Raw genomic sequence first — 15,736 nt, 5'->3', positions numbered from 1 at the left:
TTTTATGGATAAATTGAGAATATATCTGGTTGATGACCACAAGTTGTTCCGGGAGGGATTGAAGTTATTGCTTTCAACTCAGGATTTCGTTCGACATATCTACGAGGCCTCGAACGGGAGGGAGTTTGTTGAGAATTTGTCGTTTGTTGATTGTGATGTCGTGCTGATGGATATAGAGATGCCGGAGATGAATGGTATTGATGCCACGATCGAGGCGATGAAAATGAAACCCAATTTGAAGATTATAGTTCTTTCCATGTACGGGGACGAGCAGTATTATTACAAGATGATTGATGCGGGTGCGAAGGGATTCTTGTTGAAGAATTCGGGAATTGATAAGGTGGTAACGGCTATTCAGAAGGTGGCGGAAGGGGAGAGTTTCTTTTCGGAAGAGTTATTGGTGAATATATTGAATAATATGCGTGACAACAAAAGCGAAACACCGGAAACTGTGGATAATGATATTTCGGAACGAGAGCTGGAAATTTTGTATCACGTGTGTAAAGGATTGTCAAATCAGGAGATTGCGGACGAATTGTTTATCAGTAAACGTACGGTAGACAAGCATCGGGCAAATCTGCTCAGTAAGACGGGATGTCGGAATACGGCGGCATTGGTGATGTACGCGATTAAAAATAATATTATAGAGATATAGATGAATGGGATGATTTTTGCAGCCGGTTTAGGTACCCGGTTGCGGCCGTTGACAAACGATCGCCCGAAAGCTTTGGTGGAGTTGAAAGGAAAGACTCTGTTGGAGCGGGTGATCGAGAGAATGAGAGAAGTGCAGGTGGAGCGGTTAGTGATTAATATTCATCATTTTGCCGATCAGGTAGAACACTTTCTGAAAGAGAAAGGAGATTTCGGTATGGACATCGTTTTGTCCGATGAACGAGATGAGTTACTGGATACGGGAGGAGGGGTTTTGAAGGCCCGGGAATTATTTATTCCGGGGAAACCCGTGCTTATTCATAATGTGGATATTTTAACGGACTTGGATTTGAAGGCGCTCGTTCGTCAGCATGAATCACGTGAGGCATACGCCACGTTGGTCGTGCAACAGGCAGTTGCAGATCGGGTATTGAAGTTTAATCATGGTGTTTTGAAAGGTTGGGAGAACAAGCGAACCGGGGAGCAGAAGATCGTGGACGAAGGCTTTTACGGGGCCACGGAGTTCAATTACTGCGGGATCCAGATTCTTAGCCCGGAATATTTAAAGCATATCATTCATCAGGGAGTATTCTCTATCATCGACGAGCATCTGGCGCAGGCAAGAGAACATCCTATCGAGCTTTTTCGGCACGATGGCCGATGTCTCGACTTGGGTACCCCGGAGGCCATAAAAGAAGCGAGTAATTTTAGATTTAGTGATTTATGATTTTAGATTGAGAGATTAAAAGAAGGGATAGCTTGTGTGGCTGGAATTTGAAATCTAAAATCATTAAATCTAAAATTATTAAAGGTTTCTGTTTCCTGGGATTAGTTTTATCCTGTTTGTGTCTTCGAAGAACCTGAAATACATGTAGAGTTTGTAATTAAAATCAAACCCGTAATCTCTGTTCAAGCTGTAATCGATGTAACTGTTGATTCTCGGATCTCCGGCAGCATACCTTCTGTTCCATTCGATAGCATACTGGTGATTCATACTTTGATAATAACTTTCTGAGTGCTGACTGGCCATGCTCTGGTGACTTGTCAACCAAAAATCGAATCCCGAATCAAAAACGATCAATTCATATTGCGCTGAATCTTTGATAGCGCAACGCCCCTTTTTATTTTGGGCTACCTCTTTTTGAGATGCACAGGAGAAAAATAGGGCAAGTACAAGGAGTAAACCGAATATTCTCATCATGTTTGATTTAAGTTATGCACTACTTTCCCCTAAGGTAAGAAAAAAAAATGAAAAAACGGCTGATTCAGCCGTTTTTATCTTTATTTTACAGCGATGGTTTCAATTTCAACCATAGCACCCATCGGGAGAGCTTTTACGGCAAAAGCTGCACGGGCAGGACAATCTGTCTTGTAATATTTAGCATAGATTTCGTTCATATCAGCGAAATAAGACATATCTCCCAACAGGCAAGTTGATTTAACCACGTTGTCAAAAGTATATCCGGCTTCTTCCAGGATGTAACCGATGTTTTTCAAACATTGTTCTGTTTGTTCTTTTACTCCACCTTCAACGAATTTTCCGGTATTCACGTCAATAGGAAGTTGACCACTGATGTAAAGCGTTCCGTTTGCTTCAATTGCTTGACTGTAAGGACCGATGGCTTTCGGTGCTTTCGGTGCGTTGATTACTTTTTTCATAATAACTTTATTTTATCAATTAAAAAATAGATTTCAGTTTCTTTGTCGCGAATATAACGAAAATCAAGTTGTGATTTCTTCGTGACGGGTAAAATAAAAAACTAAAAGTTGAGACATCTGCCTCAACTTTTAGTTTTTTATCCTCAATTACAAGTATGATTAGTAATTGTTTTTCTTTTCTTCGAAATATGCTTGAGGGTGAGCGCAAGCGGGACACGCTTTCGGGGCTGTTTTGCCTTCGTAAACGAAACCGCAGTTACGGCATTGCCACAGGATCACTTCGTCTCTTTCGAATACTTTACCGGCTTCCACGCGAGCTAAAAGCGTTCTGTAACGAGCCTCGTGTTCAGCTTCCACTTTTGCAATGTTACGGAACACGGCTGCGATGGCGGTAAATCCTTCTTCTTCTGCAACTTTAGCAAATTCCGGATAGAGGTCTGCCCATTCTTCGTTTTCTCCTTCTGCGGCAGCTTTCAGATTTTCTGCTGTCGTTCCGATTACACCTGCGGGGTAAGATGCGGTGATTTCAACCATTCCGCCTTCCAAGAATTTGAAGAATCTCTTGGCGTGTTCTTTTTCCTGTTCGGCAGTTTCCATGAATACTCCCGCGATTTGTTCGAATCCTTCTTTTTTAGCTACACTAGCGAAAAAAGTATAACGACTTCTGGCCTGTGATTCACCGGCAAATGATTTCAATAAGTTTTGTTCTGTTTTTGTTCCTTTAATGCTCATAAATTTAATCTTTTTAGTGGTCATGTTTTGATAGCACAATAATACGACAATTTGTTTATCAAAACAAATATTTAGTTTTTATCAGATGATAGAAAATGCCTATAAAGTGTAATTTTTCTTATCTCTGATGTACTACCGTATGGCTAGTATCAAGCATTTTTTTGAATTGAATAATCCGTGATCCCTAGGCTTTCATAAGTCTTCATGAGAGCTTCATCATCATCCGTGATCACGAGTAACTTATCTCCGGTATGTAGTTTGGTTTTTCCTTTGGGGACGCAATATGAATCGTTCTTTTTGATCAAGGCTACCAACGTGTTATCCGGTAATACCAAATCCATTAATTTGTCACCTTTTGCCAACATGGAAGGAATGACTTCAATTTCAGACATGGCGGTTTTAATTTCTTCGGGTAGTTCGACGTTAAAGACGTTTTTGCGTTCTTCGGGGGTTGACAAACCGAGTAGTTTCGCCATGAAACTGACTGTTGTTCCCTGTACAACCAAAGAAAGAATGGTAATGAAGAACACCACGTTAAATATTAATGATGCGTGCTGGATGTTTGCGATTAGCGGGTAGGTGGCAAAAATGATGGGGACTGCTCCGCGCAGACCGACCCATGAAACGTATGCCCGTGCCTTGGTGGTCATTTTCCGGAAGGGGATAAGGCATAAAAATACACTTATCGGACGAGCCAGTATAATCATGAATACCCCGATAAGAATGCTTAACGCTGCGACCGGGAGTAATTCTGCCGGGTTTACCAGAAGGCCTAACGTGAGGAACATCACGATCTGGAATAACCATGTGATACCGTCGAAAAAGGTGGTAAGACTCTTTTTGTGTACCACTTTATGATTTCCAACCACTAAGCCGGCTAAATAAACAGCCAGGTAACCGTTACCTTTTACCAGATCCGTGAACGAGAAAATGAAGAACACGAAAGCTAATAAAAGAACAGGATATAATGATTGATTGATGTTTAGTTTATTGATGCAGTATACGGCCAGTCTTCCCAGTAGATAACCGGATACAGCACCGATGCTCATCTGCATGATGAATTGCAGTATTGTGTTACTTAAACTGTTTTCTCCGGATTGAATAATTCCGATAAGTAATATGGTTAACATATAGGCCATCGGGTCATTACTACCACTTTCCAGCTCTAGCATGGGACGTAGGTTCTCTTTTAGCCCTTGTCGTTTGGAACGGAGAATCGAGAACACGGATGCAGAATCGGTAGACGACATGACGGATGCGAGTAATAATGATTCCGTGAAATTTAGGGTGACGAAACTATTTTCGAGATTCGTGATGTAGTAGATAAAATAACCCGTGAGGAAGGCTGTAAACATGACTCCGACTGTGGCGAGAACAATACCTTGTCCTAAAACAGGTTTGATCTCTGCCGCACTTGTATCCATACCACCGGAAAATAATATAATACTTAATGCAATGACTCCGATGAATTGAGCAGTTTGCGGGTTGTTGAATTCTATTCCTAAACCGTCGGTTCCGAAAAGCATTCCTACTCCTAGGAAAAGGAGTAAGGCGGGAACTCCGAAACGGAAACCTGCTTTTCCGACAACGATACTGACAAATAATAGGATAGATCCAATAAGTAATATATTTCCGGCATTTAGAATCATAAGTGTTTAGTTTTAAAAGGTTATTTATCTAGTTTGAGCCTCCTTCTCGCTTGGCGTGGTTTTTCTTTTTTACGAAAGAACGGCCGCTAGGTTTCCGTCCCCTGCCTTTTGACGAGCCATGTTCGAATGCTTTCGGATTGTATTCCGGTGCCGATCCCAAGTGAGCAGGGAGTGGTATCTTGTAAATCGTTTCTTCGATGAACTGCTCTATGCGGTAAAACTTTCCTTGCTCTGCCCCGGAGACAAAGGTCAAGGCAACACCTTCCGCGCTGGCTCTCGCTGTTCGTCCGATACGGTGAATATAATCTTCCGGATCATGGGGTACATCAAAGTTGATTACCAATCCTATCTCATCAATATCTATACCACGGGACACGATGTCGGTGGCAACGAGTATATCTATTTTATTATTTTTAAAATCCATCATAACAGATTCCCGCTCTGACTGCTCCAAGTCGGAATGCATGGCTGCCACGTTGAATTTTTTACGTTTTAAGGTGAAGGCGAGGTCTTTTACTTTTTGTTTGGAAGAGGCGAAGATTAGCGTTTTGTGTAAGACCGGTTTGCTGAAAAGTTCTTCGATGATACCCATTTTCTGGCTTTCGTGGCAGATGTAAGCGGCTTGCATGATGGCTTCGTTGGGTTTGGATACTGCCACGTTGATTTCTACCGGGTCTCGAAGTACATTTTGGGCTAGCTGTCGTATCTTCGGGGGCATCGTAGCCGAGAAGAGTATGGTTTGTCGGTCTTTGGGCAGTTTGTTCACGATTTGCATGATGTCGTCAAAAAATCCCATGTCCAGCATCCGGTCAGCCTCGTCAAGGATAAAGTATTTTACTTGCGAAAGGTCTACATCGCTATGTTGCAGATGTGCGATCAACCGTCCCGGTGTTGCGATGGCAACATCTGCTCCCAGACGCAATGCTTTTTTCTGTTGATCCCATAAACTTCCGTCACCACCCCCGTAGACGACTACCGTCGAAACGGGGAGAAAATAAGAAAATCCCTCGAATTGTACGTCTATTTGTTGGGCTAATTCCCGGGTGGGAGCCATGATAACAGCTTTTACCGTGTCCGATCGGTTCTCTTCTTTGATTAATCGATTTAAAATCGGAAGAGTGTAAGCGGCTGTTTTTCCGGTGCCTGTTTGTGCGCAGGCGATTAAATCTTTTCCCTCTAAGATAACAGGGATTGTTAATTCTTGTATAGGGGTTGTTTCCTGAAAATTCATGGCATCTAATCCTTGCAACAATGAATCCTCTAGTTCCAGCTCGTCAAATCTCATCTTTTATATCTCTACTATTCTTTATTTTTAATGCTGCCTTTTTCCTGTTTTAAAGTACAGCGGCAGGAGAAAATTACACATAAATCTATCATCGTGTCAATCCCTTCTGTTTGTTGCAAAGTTAAAAAAAAAATCATTTTATTCCCATTCACTCGTGGAATCTTTTAACTCCGGTATGAACGAGGACTTGAATATGATATTTTTCTTGCTGATACGACGTTGACGGTTGTAGTCCTGTAATGCTTTCAAGGCGATTTTACCCAGTAATACGATCGCGATCAGGTTGGTTATAGCCATGATTGCCATGAATAGATCGGCAATATTCCAGACGAGATCCAGGGCGGCGATTGATCCGAACATGACCATTCCCCCCACGATAATCCGGTAAAGTTGTAAATAGGTTTTATTCTTGGATATGAAAAATAAGTTTGTTTCACAGTATGAATAGTTACCCACGATGGAACTGAAGGCAAAAAGGAGTATACAAATAGCGATAAATTGTCCTCCCACGCTTCCGATCTGGTGGGACAGGGCCATTTGTGTCAGTTGGATTCCTTTCACCGAACCATCTAGCGGAACGTCCGAAAGTAGAATAATGAATGCCGTACAACTACAAATGATTAACGTGTCGGTGAAAACACTGAGGGCTTGGATTAATCCTTGTTTCACCGGGTGGGAGACTGTTGCCGTTGCGGCAGCGTTCGGGGCGGAACCCATACCCGCTTCATTTGAGAAAAGTCCTCGCCGGACACCTTGCATGATGACGGCTCCTAAACCCCCGCCCGCGAATTGTTCGAATCCGAATGCGTTCGTGAAAATAGAACCAATGACATGGGGTAATGTTCCAAGGTGCGTGAATAGGATGAAAGCGGCAAGCAGAATGTATGCAATAGCCATAAGGGGGACGATGATTCCGGATATAACGGCAATCCGGTGTATTCCACCGAATATGACCAGTAGGGTAAACAGGGTTAGAATGATTCCCAGCCAGACACGGTTTGTCCCAAAGACTTCATGAAATGCCAAGGTAACGGTATTTGCTTGTACCGAGTTGAATACAAGTCCGAAGGTAATAGTAATGATGACAGCGAAAAGAATGCCTAACCATCGTTTCTTTAAACCTTTTTCCATGTAAAAGGCGGGGCCCCCGATGAACGAGCGTTCTCCTTTAACTTTATATATTTGGGCTAACGTGGATTCGATGAAGGCAGAGGCAGAACCGATAAGCGCTATAAGCCACATCCAGAATATGGCTCCCGGTCCTCCCAGGGCTAGGGCTGTTGCCACACCCGCCAGGTTACCTGTGCCTACCCGCGAAGCGGTTGCAATGCAAAATGCTTGAAAAGAAGAAACCGAGTTCTTGTGGTTCCCGCTTGCTATTCCGTCGCCAAGCAGCCGGAACATTTCCCGGATATTCCGGAATTGTACGAATTTACTCTTGAAGGTAAAGTAGACCCCGATACAGATTAGCAGGGCTATTAATATATAGGTCCAAATAAAATCATTGGTTGCTATAATCCAGTTGTTTAAATTTTCCATAACCGCATCACGTATTTAAATTACGAGTAAAATACGTGATGAAACGGGTGAAAGTTGTAAAAATTAGATTATATTTAAAGAAAAAGTTCACACCATTCTTCGAAACGGGCGACTGTTTCTTCCCCATAAAAAGCCATTTCTGCCCGGATTTTGCCTAGTTTCTTTTCCCGGGTTAAATTGGTTTTCGAATAAAACTTATCGGCAAAAGCGATTAGTTTTTCTTCAAGAGTAACGGGGAGCATATCCCGTTGGGGTAAAGGTAAATGATTTTTCTTGATCATTTCAAGTGATATGCCGGCCCCCGTGTGTCGTTCACATACTAGGGCATGACGGGGAAGGCCTTCTTCGCGGAGTAGATCGGCTCCCAGATAACCGTGGCAGATGTAGGGATGTTCTCCGAAACAACCGATGTCCGGGGCCTTCGTGAGAAAAATCCCGATGTCGTGGAGCATGGCAGCCTCTTGAATGAAGGGGATGTCCAGATCCATTTCGGGATGTCGGATAGCCAGTGATTGTGCTTTATCTCGAACAAGTTGGCTATGTATGAGGAGGGATTGCCCGGCGAGGGAATCCAACGTGTAATATTTACGAATAATATCTAATGGGTTTATCATTATTTGTTCTTTTTTTAAAACTTACAAATATAGATGTTTGTTCGTGAAAATGTCATGATTGGTTTTATATATAAATATTCCGGGCTATTTGTAACGGGCCCCGATGGTTCTCCAGTCAATAATTGTCCATATTTTTTCGATGTGTTCCGGACGGAGATTCTGGTAATCAAGGTAATAAGCATGTTCCCAAACATCGATCCCCAGTATCGGAGTGTAACCTTTGGTAATTGGGTTCCCGGCGTTACTCTCGGAGAAAATGTATAGTTTCCCTTTTTTGTCCTTCGCGAGCCATACCCATCCGGACCCGAATAACGAGGTGACGGCAGCCGAGAACTCCTTTTTGAAATTATCGAATGAACCCCATTCTTTTTCTATGGCAGCAAGCAGCGCTCCTGACGGGGTATGTTCTGCTTTCGGAGAGAACGAGTTGAAATAGATAATATGGTTCAGCGCTTGTGCTGCGTTGTTAAATATCGCTCCGGTGGAGTTCTTGACGATGGTTTCAAGATCACAGTTCTCGAATGGTGTCCCCACGATCAATTTATTCAGGTTATCAATGTAGGCTTTCAGATGTTTACCATGATGTAGTTTTATGGTGGTTTCACTGATAACGGGTGCGAGGGCATTTGTTTCGTAAGGTAAAGGTGGGAGGGAAAATTTCTCTTTCGTTGTTTGTTGTTGAGCCCACAATGCCCCGCTTGTTGTGATGAGAAGGGTAACTATCCATATCCTTTTGAATGCTTGTTTTGTTTTCATCTTCTATTTTTCTTTTAAAGTTTATGTGATTTACGAATAAAAGTACATTTTGGTTATTAAAAAGTCCTCTAACTTTTATAATTTTGACCGTTTTTATGAAAGAGAGTGGTGGGGAACAAATGTGCAATTTCAAAATTTGAGTATATGATCAGGATAAATGTTACAGTTGAGGTGAAGAGCGAGGTTCGCGCTCAAGTCGTGGAACTTTTGCGTGAGATGTCTGAATTGTCAAGGCAGGAAAAGGGGTGTATCGGGTACGAAATACTTGAAAATAATCGTTTGGATAACGTGTTGATGATCATAGAAACGTGGGAAAATGAAACCTTGCTGGCTGTTCATAAAGGAAGTGATCATTTCGTGAGAATTATCCCGCGGGTTCGGGAACTGGCAACGGAAATGTGTAGCCAGAAGTTCACGGATATGGCAGCCGTGAACGAGGCTATCGTGGGACGTCGTAGTGTGAGAAATTATGCTCCGGATAAGGTGTGCGTGGAGACGATCGAGCGATTGCTGAGAGCGGCCATGTACGCACCTTCGGTTAAAGATCGCCGTCCCTGGGAGTTTTTCGTGATAGAAGATCGGGAACATCTTGATACTTTGGCTGAGACTTTACCGGAAGGGATGGCTTTAAGAACAGCCCCGGCCGCGATTTTAGTTTGTTGTAATACCCGCCGGGCCGGGCTTGACGGGGGAAACTGGCCCCAAGAGCTGGGAGCGTGTGTCCAAAACCTGATGTTGCAGGCCTACGGGGAGAAACTGGGAACCACTTGGGTTGGAATTTATCCTCAGATGCACCGGGTTCATCAAGTGAAAACTTTGTTTCACTTGTCATCGGAATTCGTGCCGTTTGCCGTTGTGGCAATCGGGAAACCGGCAGATGAGCAAGCACCTGTTCCCGAGCGTTATGACCCTTCGAAAATACATTTTATCACTCGTTAAAAATATTCGTAAAAAAATCACTAAAAAGAGAACCTTTTCATGTTTCAGTTCGTTAAATTAGGTACGAACATAAAAATTAAAGAATATGAAACATGAAACTTCAAATCTACTGATAGGGCTAGGTATTGGCGCTGTTGTAGGAGTTGCTGTCGGTTATTTAATGGTAGCTGATAATCGTAAAAAATTAGCGGAAGAGTTTGATCGTGCCGTGTCTAAAGTGAAGGAAGAGGTGAAGGACGTTTATTCAAAAGCAAAAAACAAGGCCGAGAACGTGAAAGAACACGTGACCGAGGATGTCAATCATGTAGCTGAAAAGGTTGCGGGGAAGACTGCTACGGAAACGAAGTAATAGCTTATGGAGAATATTGCCGAGAAGACGTTTGCTGAGTTGAAAGAGGATATTTCAACTTACGTGGAATTGAGGCTAGAGCTATTAAAATTGAATACATACGAAAGGGTTGCCAAGACAATGGCAGTCTTTTCGTATGGTATTGTTTTGGTTTTATTGGCTTTTTTTGCCATTTTATTTTTGTTCCTGGCGTTAGGTTTTTTCTTGGGAGAATTATTGGGTAGCATGGCTTTGGGATTCGTGTTGGTGGTTGGGATGTACCTGTTGTTGTTCGGGATAACGATGTTTTTCAAGAGAAAGATCACGTCCAAGGTGATGAACGAGATTATAACAGCAATGATGAGTAAGGATGAAAAAGATAATGAAGAGACAACCGACCCCGCTGGACATGTTGATGGCGGAACAGCGCCGGGTGCGTGAGAGTTGCCGGGTGCAGGAACAGAAAATAAACGAGGATTTTAAGTTCATACATGATCATTCCGGGCGGATTTTGTTTGCCGGGATTTCTTCTTTGTTTTTTTCTAAACGAAGAGAAAACAGGGAGAATGACGGGGGAGAAGAGGCGGAAGGACAAATCCCGATGTTGGGAATGATGTTTAAAAATATTTCACCCTTGTTGTGGGAGGCCGCTTTGCCAATCCTTTTACGTTGGGGACTGGGGCGAATCGGGAATTTGTTTAAAAAACGACCCCAATGATAAACGATAAAAGTTAAAAGATAAAAACTAAAAGTTGAAGTAGGAAATTAAGAAGCGTTGGCCTTGTGCGGTTGGAATCTAAAATCTAAAATTAATAAGGTCTTGTACGGTTGGAATCTAAAATTTAGAATCTAAAATCTAAAATAAACGACGAGTTTTATTATCTTTGTGTCCTCTATTCGGGTTATATTTCTGAAAATAGTGGGTCAATCACGACCATTCCATCAAGAGGTGTTTTATTTTAATAGAAGGAGGATAAAGAGTTATGTCGAGTATTAATGCATCGCAGGTTTTGGAGACAAAGCCAGTCGGGAAGTTATTATTACAGTATTCAATCCCTGCAATCATCGGGATGACAGTAACGTCGTTGTATAATATTATTGATAGTGTTTTTATCGGGCATGGTGTGGGGCCGTTAGCTATATCGGGTTTAGCGATCACTTTTCCCTTGATGAACCTGATTATTGCTTTTTCGACTTTGGTAGGAATCGGGGGAGCGACAATCAGTTCGATTTATCTCGGGCAGAAAGACACGGAGAAAACGAATTCTGTCTTGGGGAACGTGTTGTTGTTATGCGTGATTAACGGGTTTTGTTTCGGGGGATTGACTTTGATATTCTTAGATCCGATCTTGCATTTCTTCGGGGCTAGTCCGGCGACTTTACCTTACGCCCGGGATTTTATGCAGGTTATTTTGATGGGAAATCCGATTGCTTTTACTTTTATCGGTCTGAACAACGTGATGCGAGCCACGGGATACCCGAAAAAGGCCATGTTGAGTTCTTTACTGACCGTATTTGCCAATATTATTCTAGCCCCGATATTCATTTTTCATTTGGATTGGGGAATCCGGGGAGCAGCATTGGCCACGGTGATCTCCCAGTCGATCGGTTTAATCTGGATCGTGAGTCACTATCTGAACAAGAACACGACGATACGTTTTAAACCGGGAATATTTAAATTGAAAGGTCGGATTATCATGAGTATTTTTTCCATCGGGATGTCACCTTTCTTGATGAACGTGTGTGCTAGTTCAGTGGTCATTATATTGAATAATAGTTTTATGCGCTATGGTGGTGACTTGGCTATCGGGGCCTACGGGATTGTGAATCGGGTACTGACCTTGTTTATCATGATCGAGATCGGGGTGACACAGGGGATGCAGCCGGTAATCGGGTTTAATTACGGGGCGCTTCTTTTTGACCGGGTACGTAAGACTTTACGTTATGCATTGATTGCCGGGGTTTCTATCATGACGTTTGGTTTTTTGTTGAGCCAGTTGTTTCCCTCGGCAATTGTGGGGATGTTTACGGATAATCATGAGTTGATGGAATTATCTAAATTTGGCTTACGAGTGACTTGTTTGATGTTCCCTCTCGCGGGGTGCCAGATTATTATCACGAACTTTTTTCAATCCATTGGGAAAGCTAAAGTCTCCATATTTTTGTCTCTTTCCCGACAATTGTTATTTTTGATTCCGTTTTTGTTAATATTACCTCGTTTCTGGGGGATTACAGGCGTGTGGAGTAGTATGCCCATGGCAGATTTTATTTCTTTCATGACCACGATAGGCACGTTCATGTATTTTGTCAGAAAAGGACTTTTGTTTAAAACTAATAAAACAATAGAATGAGAATAGTTCAGTTATTATTTGGCGTGTGGGTAGGGATATGTTTCCTTGCGTGTGGAGAGAAATCGGATTCTTTTACACGGGAGGAACGGGAACGCATCGGACATTCGGAAGAAGAGGGTATTATGCCTCTGTTTCTTGTAACAAACCGGGTAGATTCATTGTTCCTGCGTTTGCAGGCAAAAGAATTCGGGAAAGAAGATGTCGAGACGGAAACCTTTCGTGTTTTAAGATCACGTATGCTTGCTACCGTGAGGGATTCCTTGAACGAGGGAGTGGGTATTGCGGCTCCTCAAGTCGGTATATCACGTCAATTAGTTGCTGTGCAGCGATTGGATAAAACGGGAGAGCCTTTTGAATTTTACGTGAATCCGGAAATCGTTTATTTCTCTCAAGATACTGTTTTAGGGCAGGAAGGATGTTTGTCTATTCCGGGTCGGATGGGGTCGGTATATCGGTCTAAAGAGATTGTCGTGCGCTATCGGGATGAACTTTCTTTCGAGTGGAGACAAGATACGGTGAGAGAATTTACAGCTCGCATTTTTCAACACGAGATCGACCATTTGAATGGAATTCTGTACACGGATTATCTTCCGTGAGTTTTAAGGATATAAATAATAAACGGGTTCTCGATTTTCGGGAACCCGTTTATTAAAAAAAATGTCTATTCGTCGAGCGTTACGGCTCCTGAAAGAGCCACAGCCTCTTTATTACGGAAAGTCATGATCGGTGATACAGCCTCGTAAGCTGACATGATGTACTCGAAGAGTTGTGCCGTCACCAATTTTCCGCGTTCAGCTAATGAGAGTTTTAATTTAATCCCTGTGTCCTCGTCCTCTGAACTTTGTAATTCGGAAAGTTCCCCGAATTGTTTGGTTTCTAATAGATATTGCACCCGATGCAATTCATCTGATTCGAAAAATAACTCGTAATTTTTCTCGTCCCGGTTCTTACTGAATAAAGTTGTTTTCATCTTCTTGTGTGTTGTGTGTGTGTATATATATACAACGTTCCCAGCGTTGCTCTGTTTTTTTTATATCAAAGGATAACACTTAATCGTGTAAACATCTTGTATTAGTACAAGATACGTGCCATATATACGTGAGGTTTCAAATAATTAACAAACAGAGTTCATGGAAATATCGCTTGGGGTGCGATATGAATACTTCGTGTATTCCCGTGTGATCTGCCTCCTTGTTAATGGTAAGACTTTCATTTGCCTGTTTGTAGACCCCGTCCAGCATCACCCGAACCCGGCAGGGTAGCTCTGATCTTGTCATGCTGACAAGTGAAGTCCGGATTAACGGGCTGGGATATTGATTCTGAAAATCAAGGCTTTGTCCCTTGTTTATGGAGTCATGTAATTGTGCTAATTGGTAGGTCACCGCTGTATGTTGAGATTCTGTCATGATCAATCCCATGGCAACATTGCTGAGTTGTGTTACCACAAGAATGAGGATACTATGTAATATGAATCTTATCATACTTAGTGTTTGTTTCAAATTTAAAGAATATAAATTGCATTTGCAATGTTTTTCTTCTTTTTTCTATCGATCTATATAAAAATAAGTATTTTTACTACCGGAAATTGTTTTTTTGTTTCGAAAAGGTTACAAATTAACATTTCATATACCCCATCATTCTACAATTTATGTGGATTTATTACTCATTTATAATTTTTTTTACGATAGAAGTTGAAAAAAGATATAGAATAATAAATAATTTTGGAACTCGGATTGCATTATAAAGCGAACTTGATGGAAATAAAAAGTAAACAGGAAAATTTTAGATTGCGGGAGTGGAAGTTGACGGATATAGTATCATTAGTAAAACATATTAATAACGAGAAAATATGGAATAACGTGCGGGATGGACTTCCATACCCGTATACAATGTTGGATGCTGATAAGTATATCCGGATGGTACAGGCCCAACCTTATGTTCAAAATTTTGCCATAGAGGTAGCGGGAGAGGCCGTGGGAGGAGTTGGGATCGTACCCTTGACAGATGTGGAGCGCCTTAGTGCAGAGGTCGGTTATTGGCTGGGTGAGGACTATTGGGGGCGGGGAATTACGAGCGAGGCTGTTGCGTTGTTGGTTGATTACGTGTTTCGGGAAACCGGAATTATTCGTTTGTTTGCCTCTGTTTACGAGTATAATCCGGCCTCGATGAAAGTGTTGGAAAAAGTCGGTTTTACCAGACAGGCTATTTTGCGTGATGCTGCGATTAAAAACGGACGGGTGATAGATATGTATTATTATGATCTGATAAAGCGTGAAATATGGGAAAGCGTGTATTGATCACCGGTGCCGCAGGGAATTTGGGAGGACTGCTCGCCCGTCGTTTGTTAAAAGACGAGGTGTTGTTGCATCTTCTCGTTCATCGTCAAGATGTAAGTCCGGAATTAAAGGCAAAAGATAATGTGAATGTGTTCTGGGCGGATCTTGCCGTTCGGGAGAGTTTGGGAAGTGCTTTGGACGGGGTTGATACGATCGTTCATTTTGCCGGGGTCCTTTTCAAGCATAATCCGGAAAAGTTTTTAAAGACGACAAACACCCTGTATTTTAAAAATTTATTGGATGTGGCCGTTCAAAAAGGGGTAAAGCGGGTAATTCTAATTAGTTTCCCGCACGTGGAGGGTGAGACAACCCCGGATCATCCTGCTAGGGGAAGATTGGATGGAAATCCTGTTTCGATGCATGCCCGGACTCGCTTGGAAGAGGAAAGGTTACTATTCGAGTATGGGGAGCGAAGAGGTTTTGAACCTGTCGCTTTAAGAGTCGGGATGGTCTACGGGAATGGGATCTTGATGATTGATGCGGCCCGTTGGTTTTCTCGTCATGCTCTGCTGGGAGTTTGGAGAAAGCCTACTTGTATTCATTTGATCTCCACGGATGACTTTTTGGAGGCGACGAGGGCGGCAATCATGAATGAAGGGGTACGTGGAATTTATCATGTTGGGGATGAAGGTATTCAGACCTTGCAAGAATTCTTAGACGAGGCTACAAAATACTGGCACACATGTAGGCCTTGGCGAATGCCTTTATGGATGATTAACACGGCGGCACGAGTGTTCGAGTTGGTTTCCCGACTGTTCGGGGTTAGAAGCCCGTTAACCATCGATTTTATCCGGATCGGGCGAGTGTCATATTACGGGGATACTTCCCGGATGAGGGAGGAGCTATTACCTCGTTTAAAATACAAGAATTTTAGAGAAGGATTGGAAACACTATAAT

20 protein-coding genes are annotated in these 15,736 nt (G+C 42.4%); 10 read left to right on the top strand and 10 right to left on the bottom strand.

Features of this window, described 5'->3' with window-relative positions:
* The first annotated feature begins 4 nt into the window (after positions 1–4).
* Both F1644_RS02490 and F1644_RS02485 read left to right on the top strand, forming a co-directional pair.
* Complete coding sequence (locus F1644_RS02490) at positions 5–655, top strand: response regulator transcription factor (RefSeq protein ID WP_087420456.1); 651 nt, start codon at positions 5–7, stop codon at positions 653–655.
* The gene (locus F1644_RS02485; RefSeq protein ID WP_229782425.1) at positions 656–1,378 is read left to right on the top strand and encodes a nucleotidyltransferase family protein; all 723 of its coding nucleotides are present in this window, start codon (positions 656–658) and stop codon (positions 1,376–1,378) included.
* A 78-nt stretch (positions 1,379–1,456) separates the two neighbouring features.
* On the opposite strand, the gene F1644_RS02480 is transcribed toward F1644_RS02485, so the two are convergent.
* The 8 genes from F1644_RS02480 to F1644_RS02445 all read right to left on the bottom strand — a co-directional run bounded on the left by F1644_RS02480 (position 1,457) and on the right by F1644_RS02445 (position 8,885).
* Positions 1,457–1,852, bottom strand: a complete 396-nt coding sequence (locus F1644_RS02480) for a DUF6146 family protein (protein ID WP_118594344.1) — start codon at positions 1,850–1,852, stop codon at positions 1,457–1,459.
* 80 nt (positions 1,853–1,932) lie between these two features.
* Positions 1,933–2,310, bottom strand: a complete 378-nt coding sequence (locus F1644_RS02475) for a RidA family protein (RefSeq protein ID WP_118302171.1) — start codon at positions 2,308–2,310, stop codon at positions 1,933–1,935.
* Between the two features lie 159 nt (positions 2,311–2,469).
* Complete coding sequence (gene rbr, locus F1644_RS02470; protein WP_027201120.1) at positions 2,470–3,042, bottom strand: rubrerythrin; 573 nt, start codon at positions 3,040–3,042, stop codon at positions 2,470–2,472.
* A gap of 149 nt (positions 3,043–3,191) precedes the next feature.
* Positions 3,192–4,691 carry a potassium/proton antiporter gene (locus F1644_RS02465; RefSeq protein ID WP_027201121.1) on the bottom strand — a complete coding sequence of 500 codons (1,500 nt, stop codon included), beginning with the start codon at positions 4,689–4,691 and terminating at the stop codon, positions 3,192–3,194.
* 28 nt (positions 4,692–4,719) lie between these two features.
* On the bottom strand, positions 4,720–5,976 hold the full coding sequence (locus F1644_RS02460) for a DEAD/DEAH box helicase (RefSeq protein ID WP_118302172.1): 1,257 nt from the start codon (positions 5,974–5,976) through the stop codon (positions 4,720–4,722).
* Positions 5,977–6,114: 138 nt separating this feature from the next.
* Positions 6,115–7,515 (bottom strand): alanine/glycine:cation symporter family protein, encoded by a 1,401-nt coding sequence (locus tag F1644_RS02455; RefSeq protein ID WP_027201123.1) that lies wholly within the window; start codon positions 7,513–7,515, stop codon positions 6,115–6,117.
* A gap of 74 nt (positions 7,516–7,589) precedes the next feature.
* The gene (locus F1644_RS02450; protein ID WP_027201124.1) at positions 7,590–8,126 is read right to left on the bottom strand and encodes an HD domain-containing protein; all 537 of its coding nucleotides are present in this window, start codon (positions 8,124–8,126) and stop codon (positions 7,590–7,592) included.
* A gap of 87 nt (positions 8,127–8,213) precedes the next feature.
* On the bottom strand, positions 8,214–8,885 hold the full coding sequence (locus F1644_RS02445; protein ID WP_118302173.1) for a superoxide dismutase: 672 nt from the start codon (positions 8,883–8,885) through the stop codon (positions 8,214–8,216).
* Between the two features lie 144 nt (positions 8,886–9,029).
* Here F1644_RS02445 and F1644_RS02440 point away from each other — a divergent pair, with 144 nt between their 5' ends.
* From F1644_RS02440 to def, 6 genes are all read left to right on the top strand, one after another.
* Complete coding sequence (locus tag F1644_RS02440; RefSeq protein ID WP_118302174.1) at positions 9,030–9,824, top strand: nitroreductase family protein; 795 nt, start codon at positions 9,030–9,032, stop codon at positions 9,822–9,824.
* Between the two features lie 85 nt (positions 9,825–9,909).
* On the top strand, positions 9,910–10,173 hold the full coding sequence (locus F1644_RS02435) for a YtxH domain-containing protein (protein ID WP_087420450.1): 264 nt from the start codon (positions 9,910–9,912) through the stop codon (positions 10,171–10,173).
* Positions 10,174–10,179: 6 nt separating this feature from the next.
* Positions 10,180–10,593, top strand: coding sequence for a phage holin family protein (locus F1644_RS02430; RefSeq protein WP_027201127.1), 414 nt, complete (start codon positions 10,180–10,182; stop codon positions 10,591–10,593).
* A complete protein-coding gene (locus tag F1644_RS02425; RefSeq protein WP_140402565.1) occupies positions 10,523–10,870 on the top strand; it encodes a hypothetical protein in 348 nt (115 codons plus the stop codon). Before F1644_RS02430 ends, F1644_RS02425 begins: the two co-directional genes overlap by 71 nt.
* A gap of 265 nt (positions 10,871–11,135) precedes the next feature.
* Positions 11,136–12,503 (top strand): MATE family efflux transporter, encoded by a 1,368-nt coding sequence (locus tag F1644_RS02420; protein ID WP_118302175.1) that lies wholly within the window; start codon positions 11,136–11,138, stop codon positions 12,501–12,503.
* Entirely contained in the window at positions 12,500–13,099 is a 600-nt protein-coding gene (gene def, locus F1644_RS02415; RefSeq protein ID WP_087420447.1) for a peptide deformylase, read from the top strand. Before F1644_RS02420 ends, def begins: the two co-directional genes overlap by 4 nt.
* 65 nt (positions 13,100–13,164) lie before the next feature.
* Here def and F1644_RS02410 read toward each other — a convergent pair whose 3' ends face one another.
* Positions 13,165–13,473 carry a hypothetical protein gene (locus tag F1644_RS02410; protein WP_027201130.1) on the bottom strand — a complete coding sequence of 103 codons (309 nt, stop codon included), beginning with the start codon at positions 13,471–13,473 and terminating at the stop codon, positions 13,165–13,167.
* Between the two features lie 136 nt (positions 13,474–13,609).
* Positions 13,610–13,984, bottom strand: coding sequence for a hypothetical protein (locus tag F1644_RS02405; RefSeq protein ID WP_027201131.1), 375 nt, complete (start codon positions 13,982–13,984; stop codon positions 13,610–13,612).
* A gap of 273 nt (positions 13,985–14,257) precedes the next feature.
* Between F1644_RS02405 and F1644_RS02400 the strand changes: the two genes are divergently transcribed.
* On the top strand, positions 14,258–14,800 hold the full coding sequence (locus F1644_RS02400) for a GNAT family N-acetyltransferase (protein ID WP_118302832.1): 543 nt from the start codon (positions 14,258–14,260) through the stop codon (positions 14,798–14,800).
* Positions 14,782–15,735: an NAD-dependent epimerase/dehydratase family protein gene (locus tag F1644_RS02395; protein ID WP_118302176.1), complete on the top strand. Its 954-nt coding sequence runs from the start codon at positions 14,782–14,784 to the stop codon at positions 15,733–15,735. The genes F1644_RS02400 and F1644_RS02395 overlap by 19 nt, the downstream gene beginning before the upstream one ends.
* Position 15,736: the final 1 nt, after the last annotated feature.

This window comes from Butyricimonas paravirosa (assembly GCF_032878955.1).
GTDB lineage: Bacteria > Bacteroidota > Bacteroidia > Bacteroidales > Marinifilaceae > Butyricimonas > Butyricimonas paravirosa.
The sequence above is the reverse complement of the archived record's forward strand: the minus strand, read 5'-3'. Positions and strand labels throughout refer to the sequence as shown.

Excerpts from the sequence above, each read along its gene's own strand:
- F1644_RS02490 (WP_087420456.1), top strand. The coding sequence starts at position 5 with ATGGATAAATTGAGAATATATCTGGTTGATGACCACAAGTTGTTCCGG.
- F1644_RS02485 (WP_229782425.1), top strand. The coding sequence starts at position 656 with ATGAATGGGATGATTTTTGCAGCCGGTTTAGGTACCCGGTTGCGGCCG.
- F1644_RS02480 (WP_118594344.1), bottom strand. The coding sequence starts at position 1,852 with ATGATGAGAATATTCGGTTTACTCCTTGTACTTGCCCTATTTTTCTCC.
- F1644_RS02475 (WP_118302171.1), bottom strand. The coding sequence starts at position 2,310 with ATGAAAAAAGTAATCAACGCACCGAAAGCACCGAAAGCCATCGGTCCT.
- rbr (WP_027201120.1), bottom strand. The coding sequence starts at position 3,042 with ATGAGCATTAAAGGAACAAAAACAGAACAAAACTTATTGAAATCATTT.
- F1644_RS02465 (WP_027201121.1), bottom strand. The coding sequence starts at position 4,691 with ATGATTCTAAATGCCGGAAATATATTACTTATTGGATCTATCCTATTA.
- F1644_RS02460 (WP_118302172.1), bottom strand. The coding sequence starts at position 5,976 with ATGAGATTTGACGAGCTGGAACTAGAGGATTCATTGTTGCAAGGATTA.
- F1644_RS02455 (WP_027201123.1), bottom strand. The coding sequence starts at position 7,515 with ATGGAAAATTTAAACAACTGGATTATAGCAACCAATGATTTTATTTGG.
- F1644_RS02445 (WP_118302173.1), bottom strand. The coding sequence starts at position 8,885 with ATGAAAACAAAACAAGCATTCAAAAGGATATGGATAGTTACCCTTCTC.
- F1644_RS02440 (WP_118302174.1), top strand. The coding sequence starts at position 9,030 with ATGATCAGGATAAATGTTACAGTTGAGGTGAAGAGCGAGGTTCGCGCT.
- F1644_RS02435 (WP_087420450.1), top strand. The coding sequence starts at position 9,910 with ATGAAACATGAAACTTCAAATCTACTGATAGGGCTAGGTATTGGCGCT.
- F1644_RS02430 (WP_027201127.1), top strand. The coding sequence starts at position 10,180 with ATGGAGAATATTGCCGAGAAGACGTTTGCTGAGTTGAAAGAGGATATT.
- F1644_RS02425 (WP_140402565.1), top strand. The coding sequence starts at position 10,523 with ATGAAAAAGATAATGAAGAGACAACCGACCCCGCTGGACATGTTGATG.
- F1644_RS02420 (WP_118302175.1), top strand. The coding sequence starts at position 11,136 with ATGTCGAGTATTAATGCATCGCAGGTTTTGGAGACAAAGCCAGTCGGG.
- def (WP_087420447.1), top strand. The coding sequence starts at position 12,500 with ATGAGAATAGTTCAGTTATTATTTGGCGTGTGGGTAGGGATATGTTTC.
- F1644_RS02410 (WP_027201130.1), bottom strand. The coding sequence starts at position 13,473 with ATGAAAACAACTTTATTCAGTAAGAACCGGGACGAGAAAAATTACGAG.
- F1644_RS02405 (WP_027201131.1), bottom strand. The coding sequence starts at position 13,984 with ATGATAAGATTCATATTACATAGTATCCTCATTCTTGTGGTAACACAA.
- F1644_RS02400 (WP_118302832.1), top strand. The coding sequence starts at position 14,258 with ATGGAAATAAAAAGTAAACAGGAAAATTTTAGATTGCGGGAGTGGAAG.
- F1644_RS02395 (WP_118302176.1), top strand. The coding sequence starts at position 14,782 with ATGGGAAAGCGTGTATTGATCACCGGTGCCGCAGGGAATTTGGGAGGA.